At 76.0% G+C, this 24,644-nt stretch carries 22 protein-coding genes and 2 tRNA genes; 9 read left to right on the plus strand and 15 right to left on the minus strand.

Annotated elements, in window-relative coordinates; genetic code table 11:
- Positions 1–115: 115 nt before the first annotated feature.
- From rplT to infC, 3 genes are all read right to left on the minus strand, one after another.
- On the minus strand, positions 116–481 hold the full coding sequence (gene rplT, locus SK069_RS02095; RefSeq protein ID WP_319952523.1) for a 50S ribosomal protein L20: 366 nt from the start codon (positions 479–481) through the stop codon (positions 116–118).
- Positions 478–678 (minus strand): 50S ribosomal protein L35, encoded by a 201-nt coding sequence (rpmI, locus tag SK069_RS02100; protein WP_319952524.1) that lies wholly within the window; start codon positions 676–678, stop codon positions 478–480. The genes rplT and rpmI overlap by 4 nt, the downstream gene beginning before the upstream one ends.
- Before the next feature lie 133 nt (positions 679–811).
- The gene (gene infC / locus SK069_RS02105; RefSeq protein WP_319952525.1) at positions 812–1,573 is read right to left on the minus strand and encodes a translation initiation factor IF-3; all 762 of its coding nucleotides are present in this window, start codon (positions 1,571–1,573) and stop codon (positions 812–814) included.
- A 205-nt stretch (positions 1,574–1,778) separates the two neighbouring features.
- Between infC and SK069_RS02110 the strand changes: the two genes are divergently transcribed.
- Positions 1,779–2,264, plus strand: a complete 486-nt coding sequence (locus SK069_RS02110; protein ID WP_406628241.1) for a low molecular weight protein-tyrosine-phosphatase — start codon at positions 1,779–1,781, stop codon at positions 2,262–2,264.
- Complete coding sequence (locus SK069_RS02115; RefSeq protein ID WP_319952527.1) at positions 2,261–3,160, plus strand: fructosamine kinase family protein; 900 nt, start codon at positions 2,261–2,263, stop codon at positions 3,158–3,160. The genes SK069_RS02110 and SK069_RS02115 overlap by 4 nt, the downstream gene beginning before the upstream one ends.
- On the opposite strand, the gene SK069_RS02120 is transcribed toward SK069_RS02115, so the two are convergent.
- The 3 genes from SK069_RS02120 to thrS form a co-directional block, all read right to left on the minus strand.
- Entirely contained in the window at positions 3,148–3,744 is a 597-nt protein-coding gene (locus SK069_RS02120; protein WP_319952528.1) for a helix-turn-helix domain-containing protein, read from the minus strand. The genes SK069_RS02115 and SK069_RS02120 overlap by 13 nt on opposite strands.
- A 44-nt stretch (positions 3,745–3,788) precedes the next feature.
- Complete coding sequence (locus SK069_RS02125) at positions 3,789–4,763, minus strand: NAD(P)/FAD-dependent oxidoreductase (protein ID WP_319952529.1); 975 nt, start codon at positions 4,761–4,763, stop codon at positions 3,789–3,791.
- Positions 4,764–4,903: 140 nt separating this feature from the next.
- Positions 4,904–6,892, minus strand: a complete 1,989-nt coding sequence (gene thrS / locus SK069_RS02130; protein WP_319952530.1) for a threonine--tRNA ligase — start codon at positions 6,890–6,892, stop codon at positions 4,904–4,906.
- Positions 6,893–6,983: 91 nt separating this feature from the next.
- Between thrS and SK069_RS02135 the strand changes: the two genes are divergently transcribed.
- Positions 6,984–8,069 carry an aminotransferase class V-fold PLP-dependent enzyme gene (locus SK069_RS02135; RefSeq protein WP_319952531.1) on the plus strand — a complete coding sequence of 362 codons (1,086 nt, stop codon included), beginning with the start codon at positions 6,984–6,986 and terminating at the stop codon, positions 8,067–8,069.
- Between the two features lie 277 nt (positions 8,070–8,346).
- Here the strand turns inward: SK069_RS02135 and SK069_RS02140 are convergent, their stop codons facing one another.
- From SK069_RS02140 to SK069_RS02150, 3 genes are all read right to left on the minus strand, one after another.
- Positions 8,347–8,745, minus strand: a complete 399-nt coding sequence (locus SK069_RS02140; protein ID WP_319952532.1) for a PIN domain-containing protein — start codon at positions 8,743–8,745, stop codon at positions 8,347–8,349.
- Entirely contained in the window at positions 8,742–8,990 is a 249-nt protein-coding gene (locus SK069_RS02145; RefSeq protein WP_319952533.1) for an AbrB/MazE/SpoVT family DNA-binding domain-containing protein, read from the minus strand. The genes SK069_RS02140 and SK069_RS02145 overlap by 4 nt, the downstream gene beginning before the upstream one ends.
- A gap of 164 nt (positions 8,991–9,154) precedes the next feature.
- A tRNA-Val gene (locus SK069_RS02150) sits at positions 9,155–9,228 on the minus strand.
- A gap of 129 nt (positions 9,229–9,357) precedes the next feature.
- On the opposite strand from SK069_RS02150, the gene SK069_RS02155 reads away from it, so the two are divergent.
- Positions 9,358–9,428: transfer RNA gene (locus SK069_RS02155), tRNA-Cys, on the plus strand.
- Between the two features lie 78 nt (positions 9,429–9,506).
- Here the strand turns inward: SK069_RS02155 and SK069_RS02160 are convergent.
- From SK069_RS02160 to SK069_RS02170, 3 genes are read right to left on the minus strand one after another with little or no spacing between them, the layout of a single operon-like run.
- The gene (locus SK069_RS02160; protein WP_319952534.1) at positions 9,507–10,172 is read right to left on the minus strand and encodes a TetR/AcrR family transcriptional regulator; all 666 of its coding nucleotides are present in this window, start codon (positions 10,170–10,172) and stop codon (positions 9,507–9,509) included.
- On the minus strand, positions 10,165–10,782 hold the full coding sequence (locus tag SK069_RS02165; protein ID WP_319952535.1) for a carboxymuconolactone decarboxylase family protein: 618 nt from the start codon (positions 10,780–10,782) through the stop codon (positions 10,165–10,167). The genes SK069_RS02160 and SK069_RS02165 overlap by 8 nt, the downstream gene beginning before the upstream one ends.
- Positions 10,783–10,831: 49 nt before the next feature.
- Positions 10,832–12,196, minus strand: a complete 1,365-nt coding sequence (locus SK069_RS02170; RefSeq protein WP_319952536.1) for a hypothetical protein — start codon at positions 12,194–12,196, stop codon at positions 10,832–10,834.
- A gap of 45 nt (positions 12,197–12,241) precedes the next feature.
- On the opposite strand from SK069_RS02170, the gene SK069_RS02175 reads away from it, so the two are divergent.
- The gene (locus tag SK069_RS02175) at positions 12,242–12,883 is read left to right on the plus strand and encodes a hypothetical protein (RefSeq protein ID WP_319952537.1); all 642 of its coding nucleotides are present in this window, start codon (positions 12,242–12,244) and stop codon (positions 12,881–12,883) included.
- A gap of 27 nt (positions 12,884–12,910) precedes the next feature.
- Here the strand turns inward: SK069_RS02175 and SK069_RS02180 are convergent, their stop codons facing one another.
- Positions 12,911–13,522: a TetR/AcrR family transcriptional regulator gene (locus tag SK069_RS02180; protein WP_319952538.1), complete on the minus strand. Its 612-nt coding sequence runs from the start codon at positions 13,520–13,522 to the stop codon at positions 12,911–12,913.
- 141 nt (positions 13,523–13,663) lie between these two features.
- A complete protein-coding gene (locus tag SK069_RS02185) occupies positions 13,664–15,283 on the minus strand; it encodes a CocE/NonD family hydrolase (protein WP_319952539.1) in 1,620 nt (539 codons plus the stop codon).
- Between the two features lie 329 nt (positions 15,284–15,612).
- Here SK069_RS02185 and SK069_RS02190 point away from each other — a divergent pair, with 329 nt between their 5' ends.
- Complete coding sequence (locus tag SK069_RS02190) at positions 15,613–16,926, plus strand: helix-turn-helix domain-containing protein (RefSeq protein ID WP_319952540.1); 1,314 nt, start codon at positions 15,613–15,615, stop codon at positions 16,924–16,926.
- Positions 16,927–17,029: 103 nt separating this feature from the next.
- Entirely contained in the window at positions 17,030–19,063 is a 2,034-nt protein-coding gene (locus SK069_RS02195) for an NAD(+) synthase (protein ID WP_319953089.1), read from the plus strand.
- A 30-nt stretch (positions 19,064–19,093) separates the two neighbouring features.
- Here the strand turns inward: SK069_RS02195 and SK069_RS02200 are convergent, their stop codons facing one another.
- On the minus strand, positions 19,094–22,321 hold the full coding sequence (locus SK069_RS02200) for a BTAD domain-containing putative transcriptional regulator (RefSeq protein ID WP_319952541.1): 3,228 nt from the start codon (positions 22,319–22,321) through the stop codon (positions 19,094–19,096).
- Positions 22,322–22,419: 98 nt separating this feature from the next.
- Here SK069_RS02200 and SK069_RS02205 point away from each other — a divergent pair, with 98 nt between their 5' ends.
- The gene (locus SK069_RS02205; protein ID WP_319952542.1) at positions 22,420–23,754 is read left to right on the plus strand and encodes an FAD-binding protein; all 1,335 of its coding nucleotides are present in this window, start codon (positions 22,420–22,422) and stop codon (positions 23,752–23,754) included.
- A gap of 69 nt (positions 23,755–23,823) precedes the next feature.
- Positions 23,824–24,612: a hypothetical protein gene (locus tag SK069_RS02210; RefSeq protein WP_319952543.1), complete on the plus strand. Its 789-nt coding sequence runs from the start codon at positions 23,824–23,826 to the stop codon at positions 24,610–24,612.
- The last annotated feature ends 32 nt before the right edge of the window (positions 24,613–24,644 follow it).

Consider the following 24,644-nt stretch of genomic DNA (forward strand, 5'->3'; position numbering starts at 1 on the left):
ACGGGCGCGGGACGCGCGGCTCGGAGTATGGAGGCCGCGCCGTCCCGCACGCGGCCCCGAACGACGACGGGCGCCCCGTGGGGCGCCCGTCGAGGAAGCTCGGTGGCTCGGAGGCTCAGGCCTTGGCGGCCAGCGCGTCCTTGGCGACCTGGGCGATGGCCGAGAACGTCTCGGCGTCGCGCACGGCGAGGTCGGCGAGGTTCTTGCGGTCGACCTCGACGCCCGCCAGCGACAGCCCGTGGATGAGCTGGCCGTACGTGATGTCGTTCAGGCGCGCCGCGGCGTTGATGCGCGTGATCCACAGCTTGCGGAAGTCGCGCTTGCGGTTGCGCCGGTCGCGGTAGGCGTAGACGCCCGCCTTGAGCTGGGCCTCCTTCGCCTCCTTGTACGTGTTGTTCGCGCGGCCGACGTACCCCTTCGACCGCTCGAGCGTGGAGCGGCGCTTCTTCCGCGCGTGGACGGAGCGCTTGACGCGGGTCACTTGCCCTCTCCCAGGAGTCGCTTGGCACGCGGCGCGTCGGCACCCGAGAGGATGGCGTCGCGGCCGAACTTGCGCTTGCGCTTCGGCGACTTCTTCCCAAGGATGTGGGAGGAGTTGGCGTGCTTGGCCTTCACCTTGCCGGTGCCGGTCACCTTGAAGCGCTTCTTCGCGCCCGAGTGGGTCTTCTGCTTGGGCATGCGGATCGGGAAGTGTGCCAGATCCGCGTGCGCCGTGCGGCCCGCCTCGCCGGGCGCCGCCGGAGCCCCGTAGGGCCCCGACGCACGCCCGCGTGCGGCGGGGGTCGATCCGCCGCGTCGCGGCGGATCGCGCTCAGCCGGCGTCGGCCTTCGCCGGCTCGGCGGGGACGTCCTCGTCCGCGCCGTCGCCGTCGGTGGCGTCGTCCTCGGACGGCTCCGGCGCCGCGTCGGCGGAGGCCTCGGGGGCGTCGCCGGCCGCATCGGCCTCCGTCGCCTCCGGGCCGTCGACGAGCTCGTCGGCGTCGGCGTCGTCCTCGTCGGACGGCGGCTCCCACGTGCCGTTGATCACGGCCTTCGAGGGGCTGAGCATCATCGTCATGTTGCGGCCCTCGAGGTTCGGCCGCTGGTCGATCTGGGCGAGATCGCCGAGATCCTCCACGAGCCGCTCGAGCACCTCGCGCCCCTTCTCGGGGTGCGTGACCTCGCGGCCGCGGAACATGATCGTGACCTTGACCTTGTCCTTGCCCTTGAGGAACCGGACGACGTGCCCCTTCTTCGTGGCGTAGTCGTGGTCGGCGATCTTGGGCCGGAACTTGATCTCGCGCACCACGACCTGGGTCTGGTGCTTCTTGGCGGCCTTCTTCTTCTGGGCCTGCTCGTACTTGTACTTCGAGTAGTCGAGCACCCGGCAGACGGGCGGGCGAGCCTGGGCCGCGACCTCGACGAGATCGAGGTCCCGCTGCTGCGCGTAGCGGAGAGCCTCGTCGGTGCGCATGACACCGATCTGGTTGCCGTTCTCGTCGATGACCCGGACCTCAGGGACCCGGATCCGGTCGTTGACCCGAGTGGTGTCGCGCTCGGGCGGGCGCCGATCGAACCTGCGGGGGACCGGCACTAGGAGGAGCTGTGCGCGCGGCGCAGAGCGCGCGGGGTATCGCTAGCAAACAAGGAACCGATCATAGCGGCTCGTCGCCGGCGCGCCAGCCCGTTCCCGCCGCGGGTGGCGGACCACGCCGCCGGGACCGTCCTCGGGAGCGACCGCCCCCGCCGTCCGCGGCTGCCGCGCGCGCCGGGTCCGGACGGTCGGCGAGCGCCCTAGGCTGAGCGGCGTGGAGCTGCTCTTCGTCTGCCTCGGGAACATCTGCCGCTCGCCGACCGCGGAGGCCGTCATGGCCGGGCTCCTGGCCGACGAGGGCCTCGACGACCGGGTCCACGTGGACTCCGCCGGCACCGGCAGCTGGCACGTCGGGCATCCGGCCGACCCGCGGTCGCGGGCCGCGGCGGCCGAGCGCGGGATCGCGCTCACGAGCCGCGCGCGCCAGGTGACCGAGGCCGACTTCGAGCGCTTCGACCTGCTCCTCGCGATGGACCGCCAGAACGCCGCCGACCTCCGCGCGCTGGCGCCCGACGACGCCGCGGCGTCGAAGGTCCGGCTGCTGCGGGAGTTCGACGCCGCCGCGGCCCGGGACGGCGATCTCGACGTGCCCGATCCGTACCACGGCGGGCCGCGCGGGTTCGAGCACGTGCTGGACCTCGTCGACGCGGCGTGTCGCGGCCTGCTCGCGGAGGTCCGGTCCCGCGGGTGAGCCGGACGGGCGTCGACCGCGCGGCGCTCGGCGCCGCCCTCGCCGCCGCGCTCGGTCGTGCGGTCCGCGCGCTGCGGCCCGTGCCGGGCGGCGATCTCAACGAGGCGTTCCTCGCCGAGGCCGACGGCACGCGCTGCTTCGTGAAGTCCTCCCGCGACGCGCATCCCGGCGCCTACGCCGCGGAGGCCGCCGGCCTGCGGTGGCTCGCCGACGCCGAGGCGCTGCCGGTCCCCGCGGTGCTGGCCGTCGGCGAGGCCGACGGCGAGGGCCCCCCGTTCCTCGCCCTGGAGTGGATCGACCCGGGTCGGTCCCGGCCGAGCACGGCGGAGCGCCTCGGCCGCGGCCTCGCGGCGCTGCACGCGGCGGGCGCGCCGTCGTTCGGCAGCGGATCCGCGCAGCTGCTGCTCGGGCCGCTCGCGCTGCCGGACGCCCCGGCGCCGGACTGGCCGACGTTCCTGCTCGAGCGCCGGCTCGCCCCGCTCGTCCGCCTCGCGGTCGGGCGGGACGCGCTGGATCCCGCGGCCGGCGTCCTGCTCGAGCGGCTCGCCGGGCGGCTGCCGGAGCTCGCCGGCCCCGCCGAGCCGCCCGCACGGCTGCACGGCGACCTCTGGGTCGGCAACGTCCACGTCGATCGCGACGGCGCGCCCTGGCTCGTCGACCCGGCGGCGCACGGCGGTCACCGCGAGGTCGACCTCGCGATGCTGCGGCTGTTCGGCAGCGGCTACGGCCCGGGCTCGACGTTCCTCGCCGCGTACGAGGAGGTCGCGCCGCTGGCCCCCGGCGCCGAGGACCGCGTGGCGCTCTGGCAGCTCGCGCCCCTGCTCCTGCACGCCGCGCTGTTCGGGGGCGGATACGGCGACCGCGCGATCGCGACGCTGCGCCGCTACGCCGCCTGATCGACGGCCACCCCGTCGCGCAGGTGGACGCGCTCGCCGTCGGGGCCGAAGATCGCGATCGCCTCGACCGGGCCGTCGACGGCGCCGAACCAGTGCGGCTCGAGGGTGCTGAACTCCACGGCCTCGCCCGGCTCGATCACGAGGTCCTGCTCGCCGAGCAGCAGGCGCAACCGCCCGTGGAGGACGTAGAGCCACTCGTGACCCGGATGGACGGGGAGCTCGGTGGGCGGATCGATCCGCTCGCGGTCGATCGTCATCTTGAACGCCTGCAGCCCCATCCCGGCGTGGTGGCGGCTGAGGGCGAGCATCTCGAGCCCCGCGCAGCGGCGCACGCCGCCGCGGACGCGTGGGTCGACCGGCTCCACCGGACGCAGCAGGTCGTCGACGCTCGTCCCGAGCGCGGCGGCCAGCGGCGGCAGGTGGTCCAGCGCCAGGCGACGCTTGCCGGACTCCAGCCGGCTCAGGGTCGAGACGTCGATCGCCGCCCGCGAGGCGACGGCCTCCAGCGTCAGGCCCTGCTCGACGCGCAGGGACCGCAGGCGTCGCCGCACGGTCTCGGTGACGGGCGTGGCCTCCTCGGGCATCCCGGCGGACGGTAGAGCCCGCGTCGGCGTCCGTCCCGCGACCCTCACGGGGCGACCGCCGCCGCGAGGGCGCGCTCGGCGTCCTCGTGGACGAGGTCGTGGTTGGCGTGCGCGGCGGCCCGCACGCCCTGATCGAGCGCCGACACGACGGTCGCCGCGACGTCGCGGACGTTGCCGGCGGCCCACACGCCCGGGATCGCGGTCTGCCCGAAGCCGTCGGCCTCGACCTCTCGGCCCATGCCGGACGGGTGATCGGCCACCCGCAGGCCGAGCTGCTCGGCGACGTCCGCCCGGGCGACCATCCGCCCGACCGCGAAGACCGTCCGGCGCGGGACCACCCGCCCGTCCTCGAGCCGCAGCCCGATGATCGCGTCGTCCTGCACCTCGAGGGCAGCGATCGGCTCGGGGACGACCGCGATCCCTCGCGCCGCGAGCCGCTCCGCGTCCCGCGGCTCCGGCGCCGGGCCACCGTCCAGGAACAGCGTCACGTCGTCGGACCACTGACGGACGAGGAGGGCGTGCGCGGCCATCGGGCCCGAGGCGAGCACGGCGATCGCCGTGTCGCGGACCTCGTGCCCGTGGCAGTAGGGGCAGTGGACGACGTCGCGCCCCCAGCGCTCGCGCAGCCCGGGGATCGGCGGCAGCTCGTCGCGCAGCCCGGCCGCGAGGATGACGCGCCGGGCGCGCAGGCCACGGCCGTCCTCGAGCTCGAGCGCGAACGCGGCGGTGTCCGGCGCGTCCGGCGTCAGCGCGCTCGCCCGGGCGACCCGCCCGGCGACCACCCGGCCGCCGTAGCCGCGGACGTCCGCGGCCCCGAGGCGCACGAGCTCGCCCGGCGCCAGCCCCTCGCGCGTGAGGAAGCCGTGGATCCCCTCGGCAGGCAGGTTGCGCTGGGCGCCGTCGTCGACGACGACGACCGAGCGCCCGGCCCGCGCGAGGGTCAGCCCGGCGCTGAGCCCGGCAGCGCCCCCGCCGATCACGGCGACGTCGCAGGCGGCGGGCAGCTCGTCGGAGGCCATGCCCCGACGGTGACGGACGCACGCAGCCGCGGCAATCGTTCTTGCCGATCCGGCAATCCACCCGACGACGTGCGGGCAGTGCGGTCCCCGACCGCCGGTGGTGCCGTCGTGCCCGCGTCCGCGCCGAGCGCGTCGCCCGCTCAGCCCGCGGGCGAGAGCGCCCGGGACCGCAGCGCCGCGCCGAGGCGCTCGACGACGTCGGCGACGGGGGCCGGCGCGTCCTCCTCGCCGCCGTGATGACGCAGCGTGAGGGTGTCCTCGTCGGCCTCGCGATCCCCGACCACGGCCATCAGCGGGACCTTGCCCAGCTCGGTCTCGCGGATCTTGCGCCCGACGGTCTCGGTGCGGTCGTCGACCTCGACGCGCAACCCGGCGGCCCGCAGCCGTCCGGCGATCGCGTGCGCCGCGTCGGCGTGGCGGTCGGACACGGTGAGCAGCGCGACGTGGACCGGCTGCAGCCAGAACGGCAGCGCCCCCCCGGTGTGCTCGAGGAGGATCCCGACGAAGCGCTCGTAGCTGCCCAGCAGCGCGCGGTGCAGGACCACGGGCCGATGCTCGGCGTTGTCCGCCCCCGTGTAGGTGAGGTCGAACCGCTCCGGCGCCTGGTAGTCGATCTGCACGGTGCCCAGCTGCCAGGAGCGGCCGAGCGAGTCGTGGAACTGGATGTCGATCTTCGGGCCGTAGAACGCCCCGTCGCCCTCGTGCACGACGTAGGGCAGCTCGTTGGCCTCCAGCGCGGTGCGCAGGTCGCCCTCGGCGCGGTCCCACATCTCGTCGGAGCCCAGGCGGTTCTCCGGCCGGGTCGAGAGCTCGTAGGTGAAGTCCTCGTCCGCGAAGCCGAACAGCCGGTAGGTGTCCTGGGCGAACCGCAGGCAGGCGGTGACCTCGTCCTGGATCTGGTCCTCCGCGACGAAGAGATGCGCGTCGTCCTGGCAGAACTGGCGCACGCGCAGCAGGCCGTGCAGCGCGCCGGAGAGCTCGTTGCGGTGCAGCAGCCCGGGCTCGGAGAAGCGCACCGGCAGGTCGCGGTAGCTCCAGCGGGTCTGCCGGTAGAGCTCGTAGTGGCCCGGGCAGTTCATCGGCTTGAAGCCCATGTTCGGCTCGATCGCGCGGCCCTCCTCGGCCGCGGTCGCCACGTCGCCGGTGGCGGTGAGGAACATGTCGTCGCGGTACTTGTCCCAGTGCCCCGAGGTCTTCCACAGCGAGCTGTCGTAGAGCTGCGGCGTCTTCACCTCGGTGTAGCCGCGCTCGTCGCCCATCTCGCGGCTGAGGCCGACGAGGTCGTTGAAGACGCGGGTGCCCGAGGGGGTCCAGAACGCCGAGCCCGGCGCCGCCTCGCTGAAGTGGTAGAGGCCGAGCTCCTTGCCGAGCTTGCGGTGGTCGCGCTGGCGGGCGAGCTCGAGCCGCTCGAGGTGCGCGGTGAGGTCCTTCTTCTTGAAGAACGCGGTGCCGTAGATCCGGGTCAGCTGCTCGCGGCTCGCGTCGCCGCGCCAGTAGGCGCCGGCGAGGGACTGGATCTTGAACGCGCCGATCCGCTTCGTCGACGGCGCGTGCGGGCCGCGACAGAGGTCGGTGAACGGGCCGTTGGTGTAGAGGGTGACCGTCTCGAGGGGGTGGTCGGGATCGGCGTCCCGGACGAGGTCCTCGATCAGCTCGACCTTGAACCGCTGGCCCTCGGCGCGGTAGCGCTCCAGGGCGTCCTCGACCGGCACGACCTGACGCACGAACGTCTCGTCGGCGGCGATGTGCTCGGCCATCTTCGCCTCGATCGCCGGGAAGTCGGCGTCGCTCAGCACGACCCCCTCGGGCGGCAGCACGTCGTAGTAGAAGCCGTGCTCGATCGACGGCCCGATCGAGATCTGGATCCCCGGGTAGAGCTCAAGCAGCGCCGCGGCGAGCACGTGCGCGGCGTCGTGGCGGATGAGCGCCAGGCCCTCCGGCGAGCGATCGGTGACGATCCCGATCGTCGCGCCCTCGGGGAGCTCCCGCGAGAGGTCGCGCTCCTCGCCGTCGACGGTGATGGCGAGGGCGGCGCGCGCGAGCCCGGGCCCGATCGCCGCGGCGGCGTCGAGGCCCGTCGCGCCCTCGGCGAGCTCGAGGACCTTGCCGTCGGGGAGCGTCACGTGCATGGCGGGGCAAGCGTAGGGAAGCGCGGGCCGCGGCGGGCGCCGGCGGACGGTTCGGCCGGGACCGCGGCGGGCGGCTCGTATCCTCGCGCCCATGGACGTCGCTGCGCTGCGGGCCGAGCTGCCGGTGCTGGAGGAGCTCGCCTGGCTGAACGCCGGGACGTGCGGGCCGCTCCCCCGTGCCGCCGGGGCCGCGGTCCGCGAGGCGCTGGAGCAGGCGGAGCGCGAGGGCCGCGCGGGCGGGCACTTCGCGGGGCTCGCGGAGGCGCAGGCCGGCCTGCGGGCGCGGTACGCCCGGCTGCTGGGCGCCGCGCCGGAGGAGGTCGCGCTGACGACCTCGACGACCGACGGGATCGCCCGCGTGCTCGCCGGGCTCGACTGGCGCGCCGGCGACGAGCTCGTCCTGGCCGACGGCGAGCATCCCGGGCTGACGGGCCCCGTGGCGGCGCTCGCGCGCCGCGACGGCGTCGTGGTGCGCACCGCGCCGCTGGAGCGGGTGACCGAGGCGGTCGGGCCGCGGACCCGTCTCGTCGCCTGCTCGCACGTCCGCTGGAGCGACGGCGAGCTCGCGCCGCTGGAGGCCCTGCGCGGGCTGCCCGACGAGGTCCCGGTCCTGCTGGACGGCGCGCAGGGCGCCGGAGCGATCCCGGTCGACGCGCCGGCGCTGCCGTGCGCGTTCTACGCCGCGCCGGGGCAGAAGTGGCTCTGCGGCCCGATCGGCACGGGGATGCTCTGGATCGCGCCCGCCTGGCGCGGGCGGCTCGCCCCCGCCGCTCCGGGCTACGTGAACCTCGCCGTCCCCGGCGAGGGCCTGGACGCCGAGCCCTGGGCCGACGCCCGCGCCTTCGACGCCTTCGCGCTCGCGCGCGAGACCGCGGTGGCGGCCACGGCGGCCTTCGACGTCCTCGACCGTCACGGCTGGGACGCCGTGCCCGCCCGGGCGATCGAGACCGCGGCCGCGCTCGCCGAGGAGCTGCGCGAGCGCGGGCGGACCGTCGCCGGCCGCGGCCCCACGACGCTCGTGTCCTGGGAGGACGCCGATCCGCCCGCGACGGTCGCGCGGCTCGCGACCGCCGGCGTCGTCGTGCGCGACCTGCCGGGCACGTCGCTCGTGCGGGCCTCGGTCGGCGCGTGGACCGACGAGCGCGACCTCGACCGCCTGCTGGCGGCCCTCGCCTGAAGCATCGACGGACGGCGGCGACGGCCCCACCGGCCAGCGGCCGCCGCGGCGCCTCGGTCAGGACCTCGTCGAGGGTCAGCGTCGCCGGATGCTCGTCGTGCACGGGAGATCCTCTGTCTTCCGTGGCGGCGCCGGGGACGTTGGCGCGTCGCCCGGGGCACTCGTGGCGGCCCCGGAACGGGCTTGAAGCTCGCTGGACCGGATTCGGCAGCCACGGGGCCCGGCCGAGCAGTCCGGGACAGGAAGTCGCCAGGACCGGCGATCAGCCGTCGCGGGTCTACGGCTGCTCGCCGCTCCCCAGCTTCCGCAGGTCGTCGTCGAACGACAGCACCCGCGTTCCGAGCTGGTTCGCGAGCGCGTCGAGGTAGCAGTCGTGCAGGTCGACCTTGCGATCGCGGTAGGACGCCACTGCGAACCGCAGCGCGTCACCGTGCTCGACGTCGAACGCCGGTTCGTCGGCGACCGCCCGCACCGCTGCGGCGACGGCATCGCGGCTCCAGCCGTAGCCGGCCCGGGCGCTCTCCAGGACGAACGCCACCTCCAGGACCGTCGCGGCGAACACGCGAAGCGTCTCGCCTGTCTCGCGCGCCACCTGCACCCGCGCCCGGGCGGCCGTTGCGTGCTCGCCGGTGCCGCCGTCGAGGATCCGCAGCAGGACGTTCGTGTCGACGATCACGACGGCTCGGCGGCTCGCCGCGCCGTGCGATCCTCACGCGCCGCCTGCCGCACCTCGGACCACGGACGTGCCTCGGGGGCCGCGCGCGGCGGCTGGAACTCCAGGACGCCGCGCGCGCGATGCATCACGACCTCGCCACCGCGCGCCTCGATCACGACGCGATCGCCGATTCCGATGCCGGCCGCCTCGCGAACCGCCTTCGGGATCGTGACCTGCCCCTTGCTGTAGACCTTGGCCGTGCTCACGCTCGAAAGTATGGCGCAGGCATCAGGGTATGGCAACGATGGTGGAGCCTGGGCGCTGTTCGAGCCACGAGCGGCCCGCAAGCCCCGTCTTGGCCACGTGGGCGCTCGTCCTCACCTCGCCCCGGAACGCAGAAAGGCCCCGCGGTGCGGGGCCTTTCCAAAGGTGCGCGATACAAGACTCGAACTTGTGACCTCACGCATGTCAAGCGTGCGCTCTAACCAACTGAGCTAATCGCGCGAAGCGGGTTGGGAGAGTAGCAATCGGGCGCCGCGCGCGGCGCCCGCCCCGGGGGCGGGCCGGCGAGCCCCGAGCGGACCGCTCGCGACGCCGCCGACGGGCGACGCACCCGGTACGCTCCCGAGCCCCGGCACCGTGGCGGAGTGGCTACGCAGCGGCCTGCAAAGCCGTGTACACCGGTTCGATTCCGGTCGGTGCCTCTCGCGGATGGCCGGCGGCCCGGCGCCTCGTCGGGCCGCCGCCCGCCGGCTCGCGACCTCCGCCGCGCTCAGCCTGGCTCAGGCGGCCGGGAGGTCGCCGAAGAGGTCCCCGCTGCGGCGCAGGAGCTCCAGCAGCGGCGCACGGAGCCCCCGCACGTCCTCCCCGGTCGCGATCCGCGCGGTGACGAGCGCCGAGATCGAGGCGACGAGGCTCTCGCAGGCGAACCGCTGCGCATCGCTGTGGGCGTCCAGCAGGTCCGCGATGAGCACGGCGATGCCGCGCTGGGTCTCGTAGCGGCGCCGCGTCGGCTCGGGCCCGGCGGCGTGGGCCTCGATGAGGAAGACCCGCGCGAACGCGGGCTCGTCGGCGAGCGCGTCGAGGTAGCCGGTCAGCAGCGCCTCGACGCGCGCCATTCGGGCCCCGTCGTCCTGCGGCGCCTCCCCCGCGGCGGCGTGCCCCTGGGTGATCCGCTGCAGCAGCAGCTCCACGGCGCGATCGTAGGCCGCCGCGAACGCCTCGTCCTTCGAGCTGAAGAGCTCGTAGAACGTCTCGCGCGAGACGCCGGCGCGGCGCAGGACCTCGGCCACCGGCGTGGCGGCGTAGCCGCGCTCGGCGGTCGCCTCGGCCAGCGCGAGGAGGATCCGGTCGCGCTGCGAGCGGACCACCTCCTCGCGGCTCAGCCCGTGGCGGCCGCGCGGCAGCTGGGTCGGGCGCCGGGTGCCGCCGGTCGTGGCGTCAGCCACGGGCGCGGGGGACGTCGGTCTGGACGCGGAGGGTGCCGAGCACGGTCGCCAGCATGTCGTAGTGGCCCACGAGCATGCAGAGCTCGATCGCCTCCCGGTCGTCGAGCTCCGCGCGCAGCGCGCGCCAGGCGTCGTCGTCGAGGTCGCGGTCGGCCACGAGCCGGTCGGCGGCCGCCAGCAGGGCGCGCTCGCGCGAGGTCCAGCCGGGGGCGTCCGGGCCGGCGACGACCCGTCGCACGCCCTCGGCGTCGATCCCCGCCCGCCGCCCGAGGCGCACGTGGTGCTCGAACTCGTACCGCGAGGCGCGCAGGTGGGCCACGCGCAGGATCACGAGCTCGGTCTCGCGCCGGGCGAGCAGGCCGCCGGGCATGAGCCGCCCGGCGAACCAGAGCCAGCCCCGGAAGAGCGAGCGGTGACGGCCCAGCGTGCGGAAGATCGCCGGGGCATCGGTCCCGAGCGCCCGTCCGGCGATCCGGGCGAACGCCCAGCCCGGCAGGCCGAGCTCGCGCCGGCCGCCGGGCGCGATCCGCGGCGTCCGGTCGACCGGCTGCGGCGGGAGCGGCAGGCCGTCCAGGCGCGGGTCGGCGTGCGGAACGGGCGGCGCGACCATGGACGGGACGCTAGCAGCGCGCCACATCGACGAACAGCGGTGTTCGTCGTCAGCCGACGGACGCCGCCGCACGGCTGCGCCGCCGCTGCCGCCAGCCCTCGATCCACAGGGCCCAGCCCGACGCGCCGCCGGCGATGAGGATCGGCATCAGCGGCAGGTTGTAGCGCCCGTGCGCGACGGCGATGAGATGGACGCCCGTCGCGGTCGCGATCGTCAGGAGGATCGCGACGAGGCCGGGGTGCCGCCGACGGAGGACGCCGAAGAGCAGGCCGACGAACGCCACGAGGATGAGGAGCACGTGCGTGATCCGCACCACCGGCATCGGCGTCGACGAGCCCCCGAGCGTGGCGCGGAACCACATCTTCCCGAGCTTGAAGACCCCCATGCCGGTGAGCTCGACGGGGTGGCCGAGGGCGTCGACGACGTTCTGGCGGGCGTCCTTCATGAGCGCCTCGTCGCGGGGCAGGTCGGGATGCCGGCGGGCGACCATGTTCAGCACGAGCTCGGCCGGGATCTGCTTGTAGTCCGTGTCGTCGAACTTCCCGGGGTACGTCGCGCGGATCTCGTCCAACAGCGCGAACTTCATGTCGTACGTCGACCCGTTGCCGGGCAGGTACGTGCCGACGAAGAACGCGGAGCCTCCGCCGTTGGTGACCGGCACGAGCTTCCCGGCGGTGTCGGAGGCCTGGATCGTCCACGGCAGGACGACGACGGCGCAGAGCCCGACGAGCAGCGCGGCGGATTGCAGCCCGCGGCGCCACGACACCGTGGACCCGAGCCAGAGCAGCGCCGTCAGCGCGAGCAGCGCCGGCACGAAGAGGAGGTCGGTGCGGGTCAGCAGGACGCCGCCGAACAGCGCGCCGGCGGTCCCCCACCACGCCAGCAATCGCGTCCGCCAGGCGAGGGCGACCGCCGTCAGGGCGCTCGTCACCATCAGCGCCCCGAGCGGCTCGGAGAGGAGGTTCGCCGGCCCCCAGTACGCCGGTGGGTACACCGCGAGCACCGCAGCCGCCGCGACGCCGGCCCACGGGCCGGCGAGGACCCAGCCGAGCACGAACACCACCAGGAGCGTCAGCGTCGAGATCGCGAACTGCGCGTAGTGCAGCACGCGCACGTCGTCGCGGTACCGCGGCGCGTCGTGTCCGCCCAGCGTGGACTGGACGCCGTAGGCCAGCGCGAACACCTGCGGCGTGGCCGGTGGCCAGTGCAGGGCCTTCAGCCGCCCGTTGCGCCCGGCGTAGTTGCCCGTCGTCGCGAGATGCTGCGCGATCGTCGTGTACGAGCGCGCGTCGGCCGACAGCTCCTTCGAGGGCACCGGATGGGTGGCCTCGTGGTACCGGATCCCGCCGCCGACGAGGAGCACCACGAGCAACGCGAGCCAGGCGGCACGCGGGACGAGGCGCAGGCGCGGCATCGCGCGCACGATACGGCACCGGCCCCGGGGGGTACCGTCATCTCCATGCCCTCCCAGCCCCCTGCCGGCGACGTCCCCGAGGAGGTCGGCGACGCCGACGAGCCGCGCGGGGAGCTCACCGGCGGCGACGACCCGGCGGCACCGGAGGAGGCCGAGACGACGGTCGTCTCGGCGAGCGCGCCGCAGGAGGGCCTCGACGGCGACGGCCCGACCGGTCCGGCGCCCGCCGCGGCGACGACCGCCGCCCAGCAGGCCGCCGACGCCGCCCGCGCGCTCGGGGCGCAGGCGACCGAGAAGGGCCGCGCGCTCGGTGCCCAAGCCGGCGAGAAGGGCCGCGCGCTCGGCGCGCAGGCCGGCGAGAAGGGCAAGGTCCTCGGCGCGCAGGCGGCCGAGGGCGCCAAGGTCGTGGGCGACCGCGTCGGCGCGGCCGCGGCGGCGACCGCCCAGGCGCTGCGCGAGACCGACGTCCAGGAGATCGCGAAGAGCACCACGACGCTCATCGAGACGGCACGACCGTTCTTCCTCGCCGCGTTCGCGACGGCGTTCTCCGTCCTCGCCTGGGTCGAGGACCACGCGTCGGTGGCGATCGTCTTCGCGCTCGGCGCCGTGGTCTTCGTGCTCGGCGCGGCCTACTCGCGGGAGATCGACGCGCTGCTCACCCGGGGTCGACGCGCTCCGGAGGACTGACGCCGCCGTCGGGCGGCGAGCAGGGGGTCAGACGGTCGCGACGCGCCCGTAGAGCGAGCGCCAGGTCGCGTCGGCGAGACCCGTGGCGAAGCGGGCGTCGGCGACCGGGTCCGCCGCGCGCATGCGGCGCACGTGGCGGGCGACGTTGCGCTCGAGGCTCCACGCGACGTTCTGCGCCAGGAGCTCGGGATCGACGTCGGAGGGCAGCTCGCCGAGGTTGCGCTCGTCGAGCAGGCGCAGCTGCAGCGCCGCGGCGAGGCCGTCGATCCGCGAGCTCCAGAGCTCGTCGACCGCCGGGTCGCGCAGGGCGGCCTCCGACAGGGCGTGGAGCACCGGCAGGTGGGCGCGGACGGCCGCCACGACGACGACGAGCGTCCGCTCCAGGCCCTCGACGCCGTCGGTCCCGGCGTCGACCCAGCGGGAGATCGCCGTGAACGCCGGCTCGGTCACGCGCTCGGCGAGGCGCACGAGCAGGTCGGAGCGATCCCGGAAGTGGACGTAGAACGTCGACCGCGCGACGCCGGCCTCGCTCGCGATCCGCTGCACGCCGAGGTCCTCGAAGCGGTGCCCGTCGGCGAGCAGGCGCTCCACCGCGTCGAAGACGCGCGCCTCCAAGCCGTGGGACCGGCCGTCGAGCATCGGGCGATGGGATGTCCGGGGGTGCGACACGCTCGCGACGGTAGAGCGCGCCGACCGTGGTTTCGACCAGACCGGACGGAGCGTCGATGCCGACGACTCGTACGCTCGTTGAGGCGCTGCCGCCCGCGCGTCCGGTCGTGCTCACTCGGGGAGCGCGCGCGTGAGGTCCCCCGGCGGCAGCACCGGGACGAGCAGGCGCGACCGCGCGACGTCGACGGTGTTCACCGCCGGCAAGCTCGGCAGCGACGCCAGCGACGAGCCCACGAGGTGCAGGCGCAGCTGGTGGCCGCGGCGGAAGACGTTGCCGATCGGCCAGAGCTCGACGCGGTAGGTCCGCTCGGTGCCCGGCGCGGTGTCGACCGGCCGGTCGTAGCGCCCGTAGGGCTGCACGATCGTGCCGTCGGCGTCGCGCAGCGAGCGCTCCGGGTCGACCTCGGGGTAGCGGGTGCTGAGCCGTCCCATGCCGACCGGGTGCGCGCTGCCGTCCGGCCAGACGTCCGAGACCACCGCCCAGATCGCCGTCTCGGGCAGCGTGCTGGCCAGCCGGACCTCGAGCGTCGCCGGTCCGGCGACCGGCACGTCCTCGCGCAGCCAGCGCGTCGTGTACGTCAGGCCGAGCGCACCGGCGAGGTTCATCTGCGACAGGAGCGGCAGGTGCTCCGTGAGCCGGTCGAGCCCGCCCGCGCCGACGATGGCCGCGTTGGGCACGTCGGTCGCCGTCAGCAGCGAGGGCAGCGTCGTGTAGGACTGGCGGCCGCCGACGCGCGGCGCGCCGGTGGTGAGCGCCCCGTCGTTCGCGCTCGCGCCGCCACCGCGGCGCGTGGCGTCGAGGCGCAGGGCCTGCCAGCGCGTGCCCGGGACGGGCCAGTCGTCGGCGTCGCGGCGCACGTAGCGGCCGCCGAGGTAGCGCTGCCGGTCGCCGTCGGCGAGCGCCAGGCGCACGCGCGGCTCGCGATCGACGCCGTTCTCCACGCCCGCGACGTAGTGCTCGAACCAGCGCCGCATCGTGTCCTCGCGCAGCGCGAGGCCCTTGGGCGACCCGTCGTGCGCCCCGGCGACCACGAGATGGGCGCCGTCGGCCTTCAGCGCCTGGAAGCCCTGGAAGGCCCCGCGCGACTCGACGTCGAAGAAGCCGTCGGTGAGCAGCATCGGCAGGCGGTTGGCGTTGCCGCGCCAGCCGCGCTCGCGCCACCAGCCGTCGAGGGTCGGATGCAGCAGGTCGCCGAGCCCCGAGGTCAGCAGGCCGCCGAGCACGTCGAGCGTCGAGCCGGGGTTGCGCGCGAGCCGGTCGGGGCCCTGCGCGAGCGCGATGCCCCCGATCCCGGCCAGCACCGCGGCGCCCGGGACGATGTTGTTCACGCCGCCCGGCACGAGCAGGTCGCGGTAGAGCTCGTGCGTGCCGGAGCCGAGCACGATCGTCCGCACGCAGTCCGGCAGCTTCTGGTGCAGCGCGTTGTAGATCGTGATCGCGCTGGCCGAGAAGCCGTTGATCCCGATCCGGCCCTGGCTCCACGGCTGCTCGCACGCCCAGCGCAGCACCTCGACGACGTCGCGCTGCGTGCGCGAGGCCATGATGTCGAAGCGCCCGTCGCTGTCGCCCGTGCCGCGCAGCTGGACGAGGAGCCCGTTGAAGCCGGGCGGGCGCTCGTACGTCACGTTGCCCCGCCCGTACGGGCTGAACTCGACGATCGTCGGCCGGGGCGCGACGGGTCCGTCGCTCGTGAGCGTCGCCTGCAGCCGGACGCCGTCGGAGGCGATCACGCCGAGTTGCTGCGTGGCCGCGCCGGCCGGCGCGGCCGTCAGCGCCGCGGTCGCGCACGCCGCCGCCACGAGCCGTCCGGCGCGTCGTGGTCCTCGTCGTCCGTGCACGGTCCCTCCCCTCCGACGGTCCCCGCCGGTGCAGTCTGCGAACATCGGTGTTCGCGAACATACCGCTGCCCGGGCGGCCGCGGCAAGGACGGCGCGCGACCGCGCTGCGGCGGGCCGTCCGGCGGGTCGACGGGGCAAGAGTTCCCCCCGAAGGCGGTCTCGGGCATAGGCTTGACGCTCGCGTGCCGCCGGAGGACGGCGGCCGGAGGGAGGAACCAGCCGTGCTGATCGACCACCAGGCCACGGGCGCGGAGCCGACCGAGACGCGCACGAAGGCCCGTGCCGCGCTCGTGGAGCTCCTCGACGCCCAGGCCGACACCCTCGGCGCCTCGATGGCGGCCGAGCTGCACGTGCGGATCCCGGAGCTCGCCGAGCCCGAGGTCCGCCAGGCGCTCGAGCCGGAGATGGCCGCGTGCTGCGTCGAGCACCTGCGGGAGCTCCGACGGCTGCTGGCCCACGAGCTGCCGGTCGAGCAGGCCGTCGTCCCGGTGGCCGCGCGGCGGTTCGTGCTCGCGCTCGTGCACCGTCGCATCTCCGTCGCCGTGATGCTCCGCAAGTACCGCGTCGGCCAGCGGATCCTCTGGCCGACGCTCGCCGGGCACCTGCGGGAGACGTGCGGCGACGGCCCCGAGCTCAACGGCGAGCTCGAGCTGCTCGGCACGATGCTCTTCGACTACGTCGACATCGTCTGCGGCGAGCTGACCGAGGTCTACGGCCGGGAGCGCGAGCGGTGGGTCCGCAGCGCCGCCGCCGTGCGGACCGAGACGGTCGCCGAGATCCTCGCGGGCGCGCCGCTGGATCCGGAGGTCGCCTCCGCCCGGCTCGGCCACCAGCTGCGCGGACGCCACGTCGCGCTCGTCCTGCGCCGGCGCACCCCGGCCGCCCCGGTGTCGGTCACCGGGGACCTCGAGGCCGCCGCCCGGGCGCTCGTCCGCGCCGCCGGTGGGCCCGATCCGCTCGTCGTCCCCGCGGGCGCGTCGACCGCGCACGCCTGGATCAGCGTCGGCGAGGAGCCCGACGCCCTGCTCACCGCGCTGGAGGAGCACGATCCGCCGAGCGACCTCGCGGTGGCGATCGGCAATCCCGGCAGCGGCATCGAGGGCTTCCGCTCCTCGCACGAGGAGGCCCTGCGCGCCGCGGCGCTCGCGGAGCTGCGGGCGACCGGCCCGGCCCAGCCGCCCGTGAGCTCCTACCGCCACGTCGAGCTGCTGACGATCCTCGCCGACGACCTCCCCCGCGCCCGGCGCTTCGCCCGCCGGGAGCTCGCCGACCTCGCGGGCGACGAGCCGGGCGTCGAGGCGCTGCGCGAGACCGCGCTGGCCTTCCTCGACCACGGCGGCAGCCACACGGCGGCCGCCGCGGCGCTGCACCTCCACAAGAACACCGTCTACACCCGGGTGCGCCGGGCCGAGCGACTGCTCGGCGCGCCGCTGGAGCCGGGGCGCCTGCGGCTGCACCTGGCGCTGCACCTGGCCGTCGCGCTCCAGCGGCAGGTGCTGGAGGACGCGCCCGCCGCGGGTGCCGAGGCGGCGTGAGCGGGTAGACGCCGCCCGGCCCGCCGGGACGCCCGGCGGTGCCGCCGGACGCCGCGGGCTACGCTTCGCGCGCCGGCGCCCCGACCGCGTCCCCGCACCCGTGATGGATTTCGAGAACCTCTACGCGCACGGCTTCGCCCGCGTGGCGGCCTGCACCCAGCCGGTCGCGATCGCCGACCCCCAGCGCAACGCCGACGAGGTCCTGCGGACCGCGCGGGCCTGCCACGAGGAGGGGGTCGCGGTCGCGGTGCTGCCCGAGCTGACGCTCTCGGGCTACGCGATCGAGGACCTGCTGCACCAGGACGCGCTGCTCGAGGACGTCCTGGCCGCGCTGACCCGCGTCGTGGAGGGCACCCGCGGCCTGCGGCCGCTGCTGGCCCTCGGCGCGCCGCTGCGTCACCGGCACCGGATCCTGAACTGCGCGGTGGTCGTCCAGGACGGACGGATCCTCGGCGTCGTGCCGAAGTCCTACGTCCCGCTCTACCGCGAGTTCTACGAGGCGCGCCAGATCGGCAGCGGCGAGGACGAGCGCGGCACGATCGCGCTCCTCGGCGCGGACGTCCCGCTCGGACGCGACCTGCTCTTCGCGGCCGAGGACGTCGCCGGGCTCGTCGTCCACGTCGAGATCTGCGAGGACCTCTGGGTCCCCGTGCCGCCGAGCACCGAGGCCGCCCTCGCCGGGGCGACGGTCCTGCTGAACCTCTCGGGCAGCCCGATCACGGTCGGCCGGGCCGACGACCGGCGCCTGCTCTGCCGCGGGGCGTCGTCGCGGTGCCTCGCGGCCTACGCCTACGCCGCCGCCGGGCAGGGCGAGTCGAGCACCGACCTCGCCTGGGACGGCCAGACGATGATCCACGAGAACGGCGTGCTGCTCGCCGAGAGCGAGCGGTTCCCCGACGGACCACGGCGCTCGGTGGCCGACATCGACCTCGACCTGCTGCGCCAGGAGCGCCTGCGGATGGGGACCTTCGACGACAACCGCCGCGCGCTCGGGGACCGCGTCTCGGGCTTCCGCCGGATCCCGTTCACCGCCGATCCGCCGTCGGGCGATCTCGGCCTGCGCCGGACGCTCGAGCGCTTCCCGTTCGTGCCGGCCGACCCGGAGCGCCTCGAGCAGGACTGCTTCGAGGCCTACAACATCCAGGTCTCGGCGCTCGAGCAGCGGCTCGGCGCGATCGGCGATCCGAAGGTCGTCATCGGCGTCTCCGGCGGCCTGGACTCCACGCACGCGCTGATCGTCGCCGCGAAGGCGATGGACCGGGCGGGGCGACCGCGGACGGACATCCTCGGCTTCACCCTGCCGGGCTTCGCCACGAGCAGCGGCACGAAGGGCAACGCCCACCGCCTGATGGACGCGCTGGGCATCACGAAGGCCGAGATCGACATCACCGACACCGCGAAGCTCATGCTGCGCGAGATCGGTCATCCCTTCGCGGAGGGCGAGCCGGTCTACGACGTGACGTTCGAGAACGTCCAGGCCGGGCTGCGGACCGACTACCTGTTCCGGATCGCGAACCAGCGGGGCGGGATCGTGCTGGGCACCGGGGACCTCTCGGAGCTCGCGCTCGGCTGGGCGACGTACGGCGTCGGCGACCAGATGAGCCACTACAACGTCAACGCCGGCGTGCCGAAGACGCTGATCCAGCACCTCATCCGCTGGGTCGCGTCCTCGGACGAGTTCGGCGACGACGTCGGCGACACGCTGCGAGCGATCCTCGACACGGAGATCAGCCCCGAGCTCGTCCCGGGCGAGGAGCTGCAGTCGACCGAGTCGCAGATCGGCCCCTACGCGCTGCAGGACTTCACGCTCTTCCACGTCCTGCGGTTCGGGTTCCGCCCGACGAAGATCGGCTTCCTCGCGATGCACGCGTGGGGCGACGCCGAGCGCGGGTCGTGGCCGGCCGGGTTCCCCGAGGACGAGCGGGGCACGTTCGGCCCCGCCGAGATCCGGCACTGGCTCGAGGTCTTCCACCGGCGGTTCTTCGGCTTCGCCCAGTTCAAGCGCTCCGCGCTGCCCAACGGCCCGAAGGTCTCCCACGGCGGCTCGCTCTCCCCGCGCGGCGACTGGCGCGCGCCCTCGGACGGCACGGCGGACGCGTGGCTGCGCGACCTCGCCCGCTGGACCGTCGAGGACTGACCCGACACGTCGGACCGGCCCGCGCGACGGTCACGGCACGCGCCCGGAGAGCACCGCCGCCTGGAGCGCGCGCGTCTCGGCCGAGGGCTCGACGCCGTGACCGTCGACGAGCGCCCGCCGGCAGAGGAGGTACTGCCGCAGCGCCGGGCCGCGCCGGCCGGTGCGCGCCAGCGCGACGATGAGCGCCCGGTGCGCCGCCTCGTCGGCGTCGTCGAGCTGGAGCAGGCGATGGGCGGTGACCGCGACCGCGGCCTCCTCCCCCGCCGCGCGCTGCTCGTCCAGGAGGGCGGCGAGGGTGGCGTGCAGCTGCGCGTCGAGCTCCGCGATCCAGCCGTCGGCCCAGCCGGCGTACCGCTCCTCCGGCAGCGGCTCGCCGCGCCAGAGTCCCACGGCGTGCTCGAGGGCCGCGCGGCGCGTCGGTCCGGTCGCCTCGAGCGCCCGCCGAGACGCGGCGCGGAAGGTCTCCGCATCGACGGCGTCGCCGTCGTGCAGCACCAGGCGGTAGCCGTGCTCGTGGAAGCGCAGGGCGCTGGCGGTCGGCGCCGTGCCCGGCGGGTCCAGGACGTTCCGGGCCCGAGAGACGGCGACCTGCAGCTGCGCCTTCGCCGCATCGGCGGGGCGGTCCGGCCAGAGGGCGTCGAGGATCACGTCCTGCGCCACGAGCGAGCCGCCGCGCGCGAGCAGGAAGCGGACGAGGCGGGCGGTGGTCGGACGGCCCCACGCGCGGTCCTCGAGGCGCCACGGCCCGCGACGGGCCTCGAACGGCCCGAGGACGCGCAGCTCGAGCGGGAGCACCGGGGCGGCGGCCGGCGCGGGCGCCGCGGAGACGGCGGCCATCACGGCAGGGTCCCGGTCCTGGCGCAGCGCCTTGAGCCGCGCCGCGGCGGAGGGATGACGCGAGCCCGCCGCGACGGCCACCACGGCCGCTCGGACGGCCGGCGTCGGGTGCCCCGCGAGCTCGAGCGCCTCCGTGCCGTTGCCGAAGGCCTCCGCCACGAGCGCGACCGTCGGAGCGGGTGCGAGCAGGCCCTGCTCGAGGCCGTCCCAGACGAGCGTCGCCAGCTGCGCCCACTCCGCTCGCAGGACGTCGGCACCGCCGGCGATCGCCGCGCGCAGGTCCTCCTCCGCGGGCGTGCCGGCAGCGTCGCGCAGCCACGCGCGCTGCGCGCGGAGGCGCGCGAGGGCGTGGCGGGCGCCCTCCGCGCCGAGCCGCTCCCGGGCACGGGAGGCGGTGGCGTCGATCAGGGCGAGCGCGCGATCGGCGGCGCCGGCCCGCGCGAGGGGCGGGACGACCCCGAGGACGACGAGGTGGCGCAGCAGCAACGGCGCGCCGGCGGAGTCGCGCAGCGCCCGGTCGACGTGGTCGAGGACCGCGGCGTGATCGAGCACCGCGTCGGCGATCCGCGCGAGCCCGACGTCGATCCAGCTCAACGGCCAGCCGTCGAACGCGGCCGAGCGCAGCGGCTCGAGGACCGCAGCTGCGTCCTTCCAGCGCCCGGCCAGCGAGAGCGCCCAGCCGAGCTGCACCGTTCCGAGCGTCTGCCAGAAGGCGGTGCCCTCGGGGTGGTCGGCCCGGGCGACCATGCGCCGGGCGTGCTCGACCGCGGCGTCCCAGTGACCCACGTCGGCCTCGACGAACCCGCGGATCGAGGAGAGCCATTCGGGGAAGCCGGTACCGCGGTGGTCGGCCTCCGTCGCGCGCAGCCGCTCGCGCACCGCTTCGTGCCCGCCGGCCGGGAGCAGCTCGAGCGTTCGCAGGAGCACCTCGAGCTGGCGCGCGATCTCCGCGCCGGGCTGGGCGTAGACGCGCTCGGCCAGCGCGACCCCGCGCGCGACGTCGCCGGTGCCCACGACGCTCACCGCGAAGGAGCCGGCCGCCTGCAGCGCGACCGGCCGGCCGGCGAGCGCCTCGGGCCGCTCCAGCACGTCGCGGGCGGCCGCCGCGAGGTCGAGGTCGCCGGTGAAGTACACCGCCTCCGCGATCCCGTTGAGCGCCGCGTCGCGCCGGTCGCCGTCCAGCTGCCTCAGCGCCGCCGCGTCGTGCGCCGCCGCCTCGCGCAGGCGACCCTCGGCGACGGCGAGCCGGGCCGCGACCCAGCGGCCGTCGGTCGAGTCGCGCAGCGCGTCGGGCAGCGCCTCCAGCCAGCGCCGGGCGGTCGCCGGCGACGCGCGGTAGAGGCTCGCGGGCGCCCGCAGGATCGCGGCGAGCGCCGCATCGTGGGCGTGCGCTTCCAGCCGACGGTCCACCGCGTCGGCGAGCCGCCCGTCGCGCTCGAGCGCCTCCGCGGCGCGAACGAGCTGGGACCGGCGCTCGCCGGCCGGGCGCTCGCGCCGCCATCGGGTCCGCAGCGCCGCCCGCACGAGCGGGTGCCAGCGGCGCACCCGGGCGCCGTCGGCGGCGGCGAGGACGTCCGGCACGAGTCCCAGCGGGGCCAGCCGCTCCAGGAGCGCCATCAGCGAGGCGTCCGCGTCGTCGAGGCGCTCGTCGACCGAGGAGTCCAGCAGCAGCGCGCGGTCCGCCGGGGCCAGCTCCTCGAGCACCTCGTCCTCGAGGTACCCCTCGATGGCCTGCGCCGGGTCGCCCGAGAGCCCGAGCACGAGGCCCAGCGGCCACCCGCTCGTCGCCTCGAGCGCCGCGGCCACGTGGGACGGCTCGGCGGCGGCGCCGCGAAGCTCCAGCAGGGCGGCGCACTCCTCCGCGTCGAAGCGCAGGTCGTCCTCGTCGAGGACGAGGAGCGCGCCGGCGGCCCGCCGGCGCGCGAGCCGACCGGGCGGGCGTCGGCGCGCCGCGACCACGACCCGCAACGTCCGCGGGTCGGCGTCGAGCAGCGCCTCGACGATCCCGCCGGTGGCCGCGTCGCGCCCGAGCGCCTCGGCGTCGTCGAGCACGAGCACCGGCGGCTCGACGACGACGCGCGCGAGCTCCCGCAGGAGCCCGTCGACCACGGCCCGCGGATCGACTGCCGCGCCCGGCTCCTCGAGCATGCGAAGGACGCCGCCGGCGGCGCCCGGCAGGGCGCGGTCGACCGTTCGCAGCAGGCCGACCGCGAGTCGGCCGGGATCGGCGTCGGCCGGCCCGCAGCCGTGCCAGGCCACCGGACCCGGCCAGCCGCGCAGGGCGGCGGCGACGACCGTCGTCTTGCCCCAGCCGGCGGGGGCGACGAGCACGACCGGTCGGGGCGACGTGCCGTCGTCGAGCGCGTGCCGCACCCCGTCCTCCAGGCGCGGTCGTGACAGCGGTGCGGGACCGGGCGGCATGCCGGCGGGACGCTAGCGCTCGCCGCCCGGTCGGTGAGCGGCAAGCGGCCCCGCGCACCCTGCTCGCAGCACCACCCGACCACCGACGGAGAACGACGATGACCCCGCCCTCGACGCTGCCGCTGCTGGCCCCCGGCGACCCGCACTGGGACGCCGCCCGCGCGACGTTCAACCCCCTCGCCGACCAGCGGCCGGCGCTGCTCGCGCGCCCCGCGACCCTCGAGCAGCTGCGCGAGGCGGTCCTCCACGCGGCCGCCACCGACCTGCGCATCGCGCCCCAGGGCACCGGCCACGGCGCGGCGTCGCTGCCGGCCCTGGACGACGTGCTGCTGCTGCGCACCGACGCCCTCGACCGCGTGCTCGTCGACCCGCGCGCCGGCACGGCGACCTTCGGCGGGGGTGCCCGCGCCGGTGCCGTCGGGGCGGCGGCCGCGCTGTCCGGTGGCTCCGTCGCCAGCGGGTTCTCGCCGACCGTCGGGCTGACCGGCTTCCTGCTCGGCGGCGGCCTCGGATGGTTCGCCCGTCGCGACGGCTTCGGCGCCGCCTCCGTCGTCGGTGCGCGGATCGTGACCGCCGAGGGCGTCCTGCGCCGCGTCGACGACGCGCACGACCCCGAGCTCCTGCGGGCGCTGCGCGGCGGGGGCGGCGGCTTCGGCGTCGTCGGCGAGCTGACCGTCCGCCTCGGGACCCGCCGCGTGGTCGAGGCGGGCGCGCTGGCGTGGCCGGTGGAACGCGCGGGCGAGGTCCTCGCGGCCTGGCAGGCGCTGCTGCCGGAGCTCGACGAGGACGTCACCTCGTGCCTGCACCTCGTCGCCTTCCCGCCCGCCCCCGCGGTTCCGGCACCGCTGCGCGGACGCGCGATGGTGCTCGTGGAGTCCGTCGATGCCTCCGGCGGGCTCGCGCACCCCGCGCTGCTGGGTCCGCTGCGCGCCTTGGATCCGGAGCTCGACACGTTCCGCGCCACCGCGGTCGGCGACCTGGGCGACCTCCACGGCGATCCGCGCGACCCGGTGCCGACGCGCAGCCGCCACGCCCTCCTGGACGTCCTGCCCGACGCCCTGGTCGACCGGTTCGTCGAGGCCGCGGCCGTCGGCCGCTCGTCCCTCGTCTCCGTCGAGCTGCGGCACCTCGGCGGCGCGCTGGCGCGACCCGACGCGCGGCTGGCGCTGGAGCCGGTCGCCGCGCCCCTCGCCCTGTTCGCGCTCGGCGTCGCTCCCGATCCGCCGGCCGTCGCCTCGGTCGACGCGCAGCTCGACGAGCTCGTGGGCGTCCTCGCCCCGGTCGCGCACGAGCGTCGGCTGCCGACCTTCAGCGAGCAGCCCGTCGCCCCGGAGCGGCTCTTCGGACCCGACCGCCTGGCAGAGCTGCGCCGCACGCGCCGGCGGCTGGATCCCGCGGAGCGGCTCGTCCCGTCCCACCCGCTGGGGGCCTGAGTCGTGTCCGTCGACCGCCCCGCGCGGACGCGCCGATCCGCGCCTCGTCGCCCGCGGCCCGGCCGAGGCGTGCTCCCGCTCGCGCTCCTCGTCGTGGCCGTGCCCGTGGCCGGCGTCCCGGCGCCGGCGAGCGCCGCCGGCGAGATCGCCGAGGACCGGACGTACCGCACCGAGGTCACCGGGATCCAGGTCGTCGACTGGCGCGGCCGCTCGTCCTGGCCGTTGGACGACCTCGCCGGCTGGAGCACCCAGGACGGCAGTCAGACGCTCGGCTGGCGCACGACCCGGACCGGACGCCTCGCCGCGACGAGGTACCTCCGGAGACGCCTCGGCGGCACCGTCCTCCCGCCCATGGCCCTCGACGGCACCACCCGTGCGGTGCGCCTTCGGGGCACCGTGCGGCGCACGAGCGCGGTGCGGCGCCGGGACCCCCGGCCGGTGTGCGAGGGCGGCGCGCTGGACCCCGAGTGCCGGGTCCTGCCGGTGCCCCGGTCGGTGGCCCAGTCCTGCGGCCGCCGCGCGCTGCCGGTGCGGGTGCACCTTGGCGTGTCGGGCGCGCGCAACGAGGACCTCCTCGTCACGACCTCCACGCACCCCGATCGGCGCTACGCCACGTGCGGCCCGCGCGAGGTCATGGCGCTCCGCCCGCCGACCGTCGGCACCGGCCGCAGCCCCGACGGCGACCTCGACGTCGCCTTCCCCGACGTCGCGCGGCGACTCGCCCGCCTGTCCCGGGGCCGGACGCTGCGGCTTCGCAGCCACGTGCGCCTCGGCTGCCCGTGGCCGTCGATCCGGCCGGGCGTCGTCGACGCCTGCACGACCACCGACGTGACCGTCGAGCTGACGCGCCTGCGCTGAGCCGCGCGCCCCCGCCGTCGGCTCGCTGCCCG

Origin of the sequence: Patulibacter brassicae (assembly GCF_033949425.1) — a bacterium.
In the GTDB taxonomy this organism is placed as follows: Bacteria; Actinomycetota; Thermoleophilia; order Solirubrobacterales; family Solirubrobacteraceae; genus Patulibacter; species Patulibacter brassicae.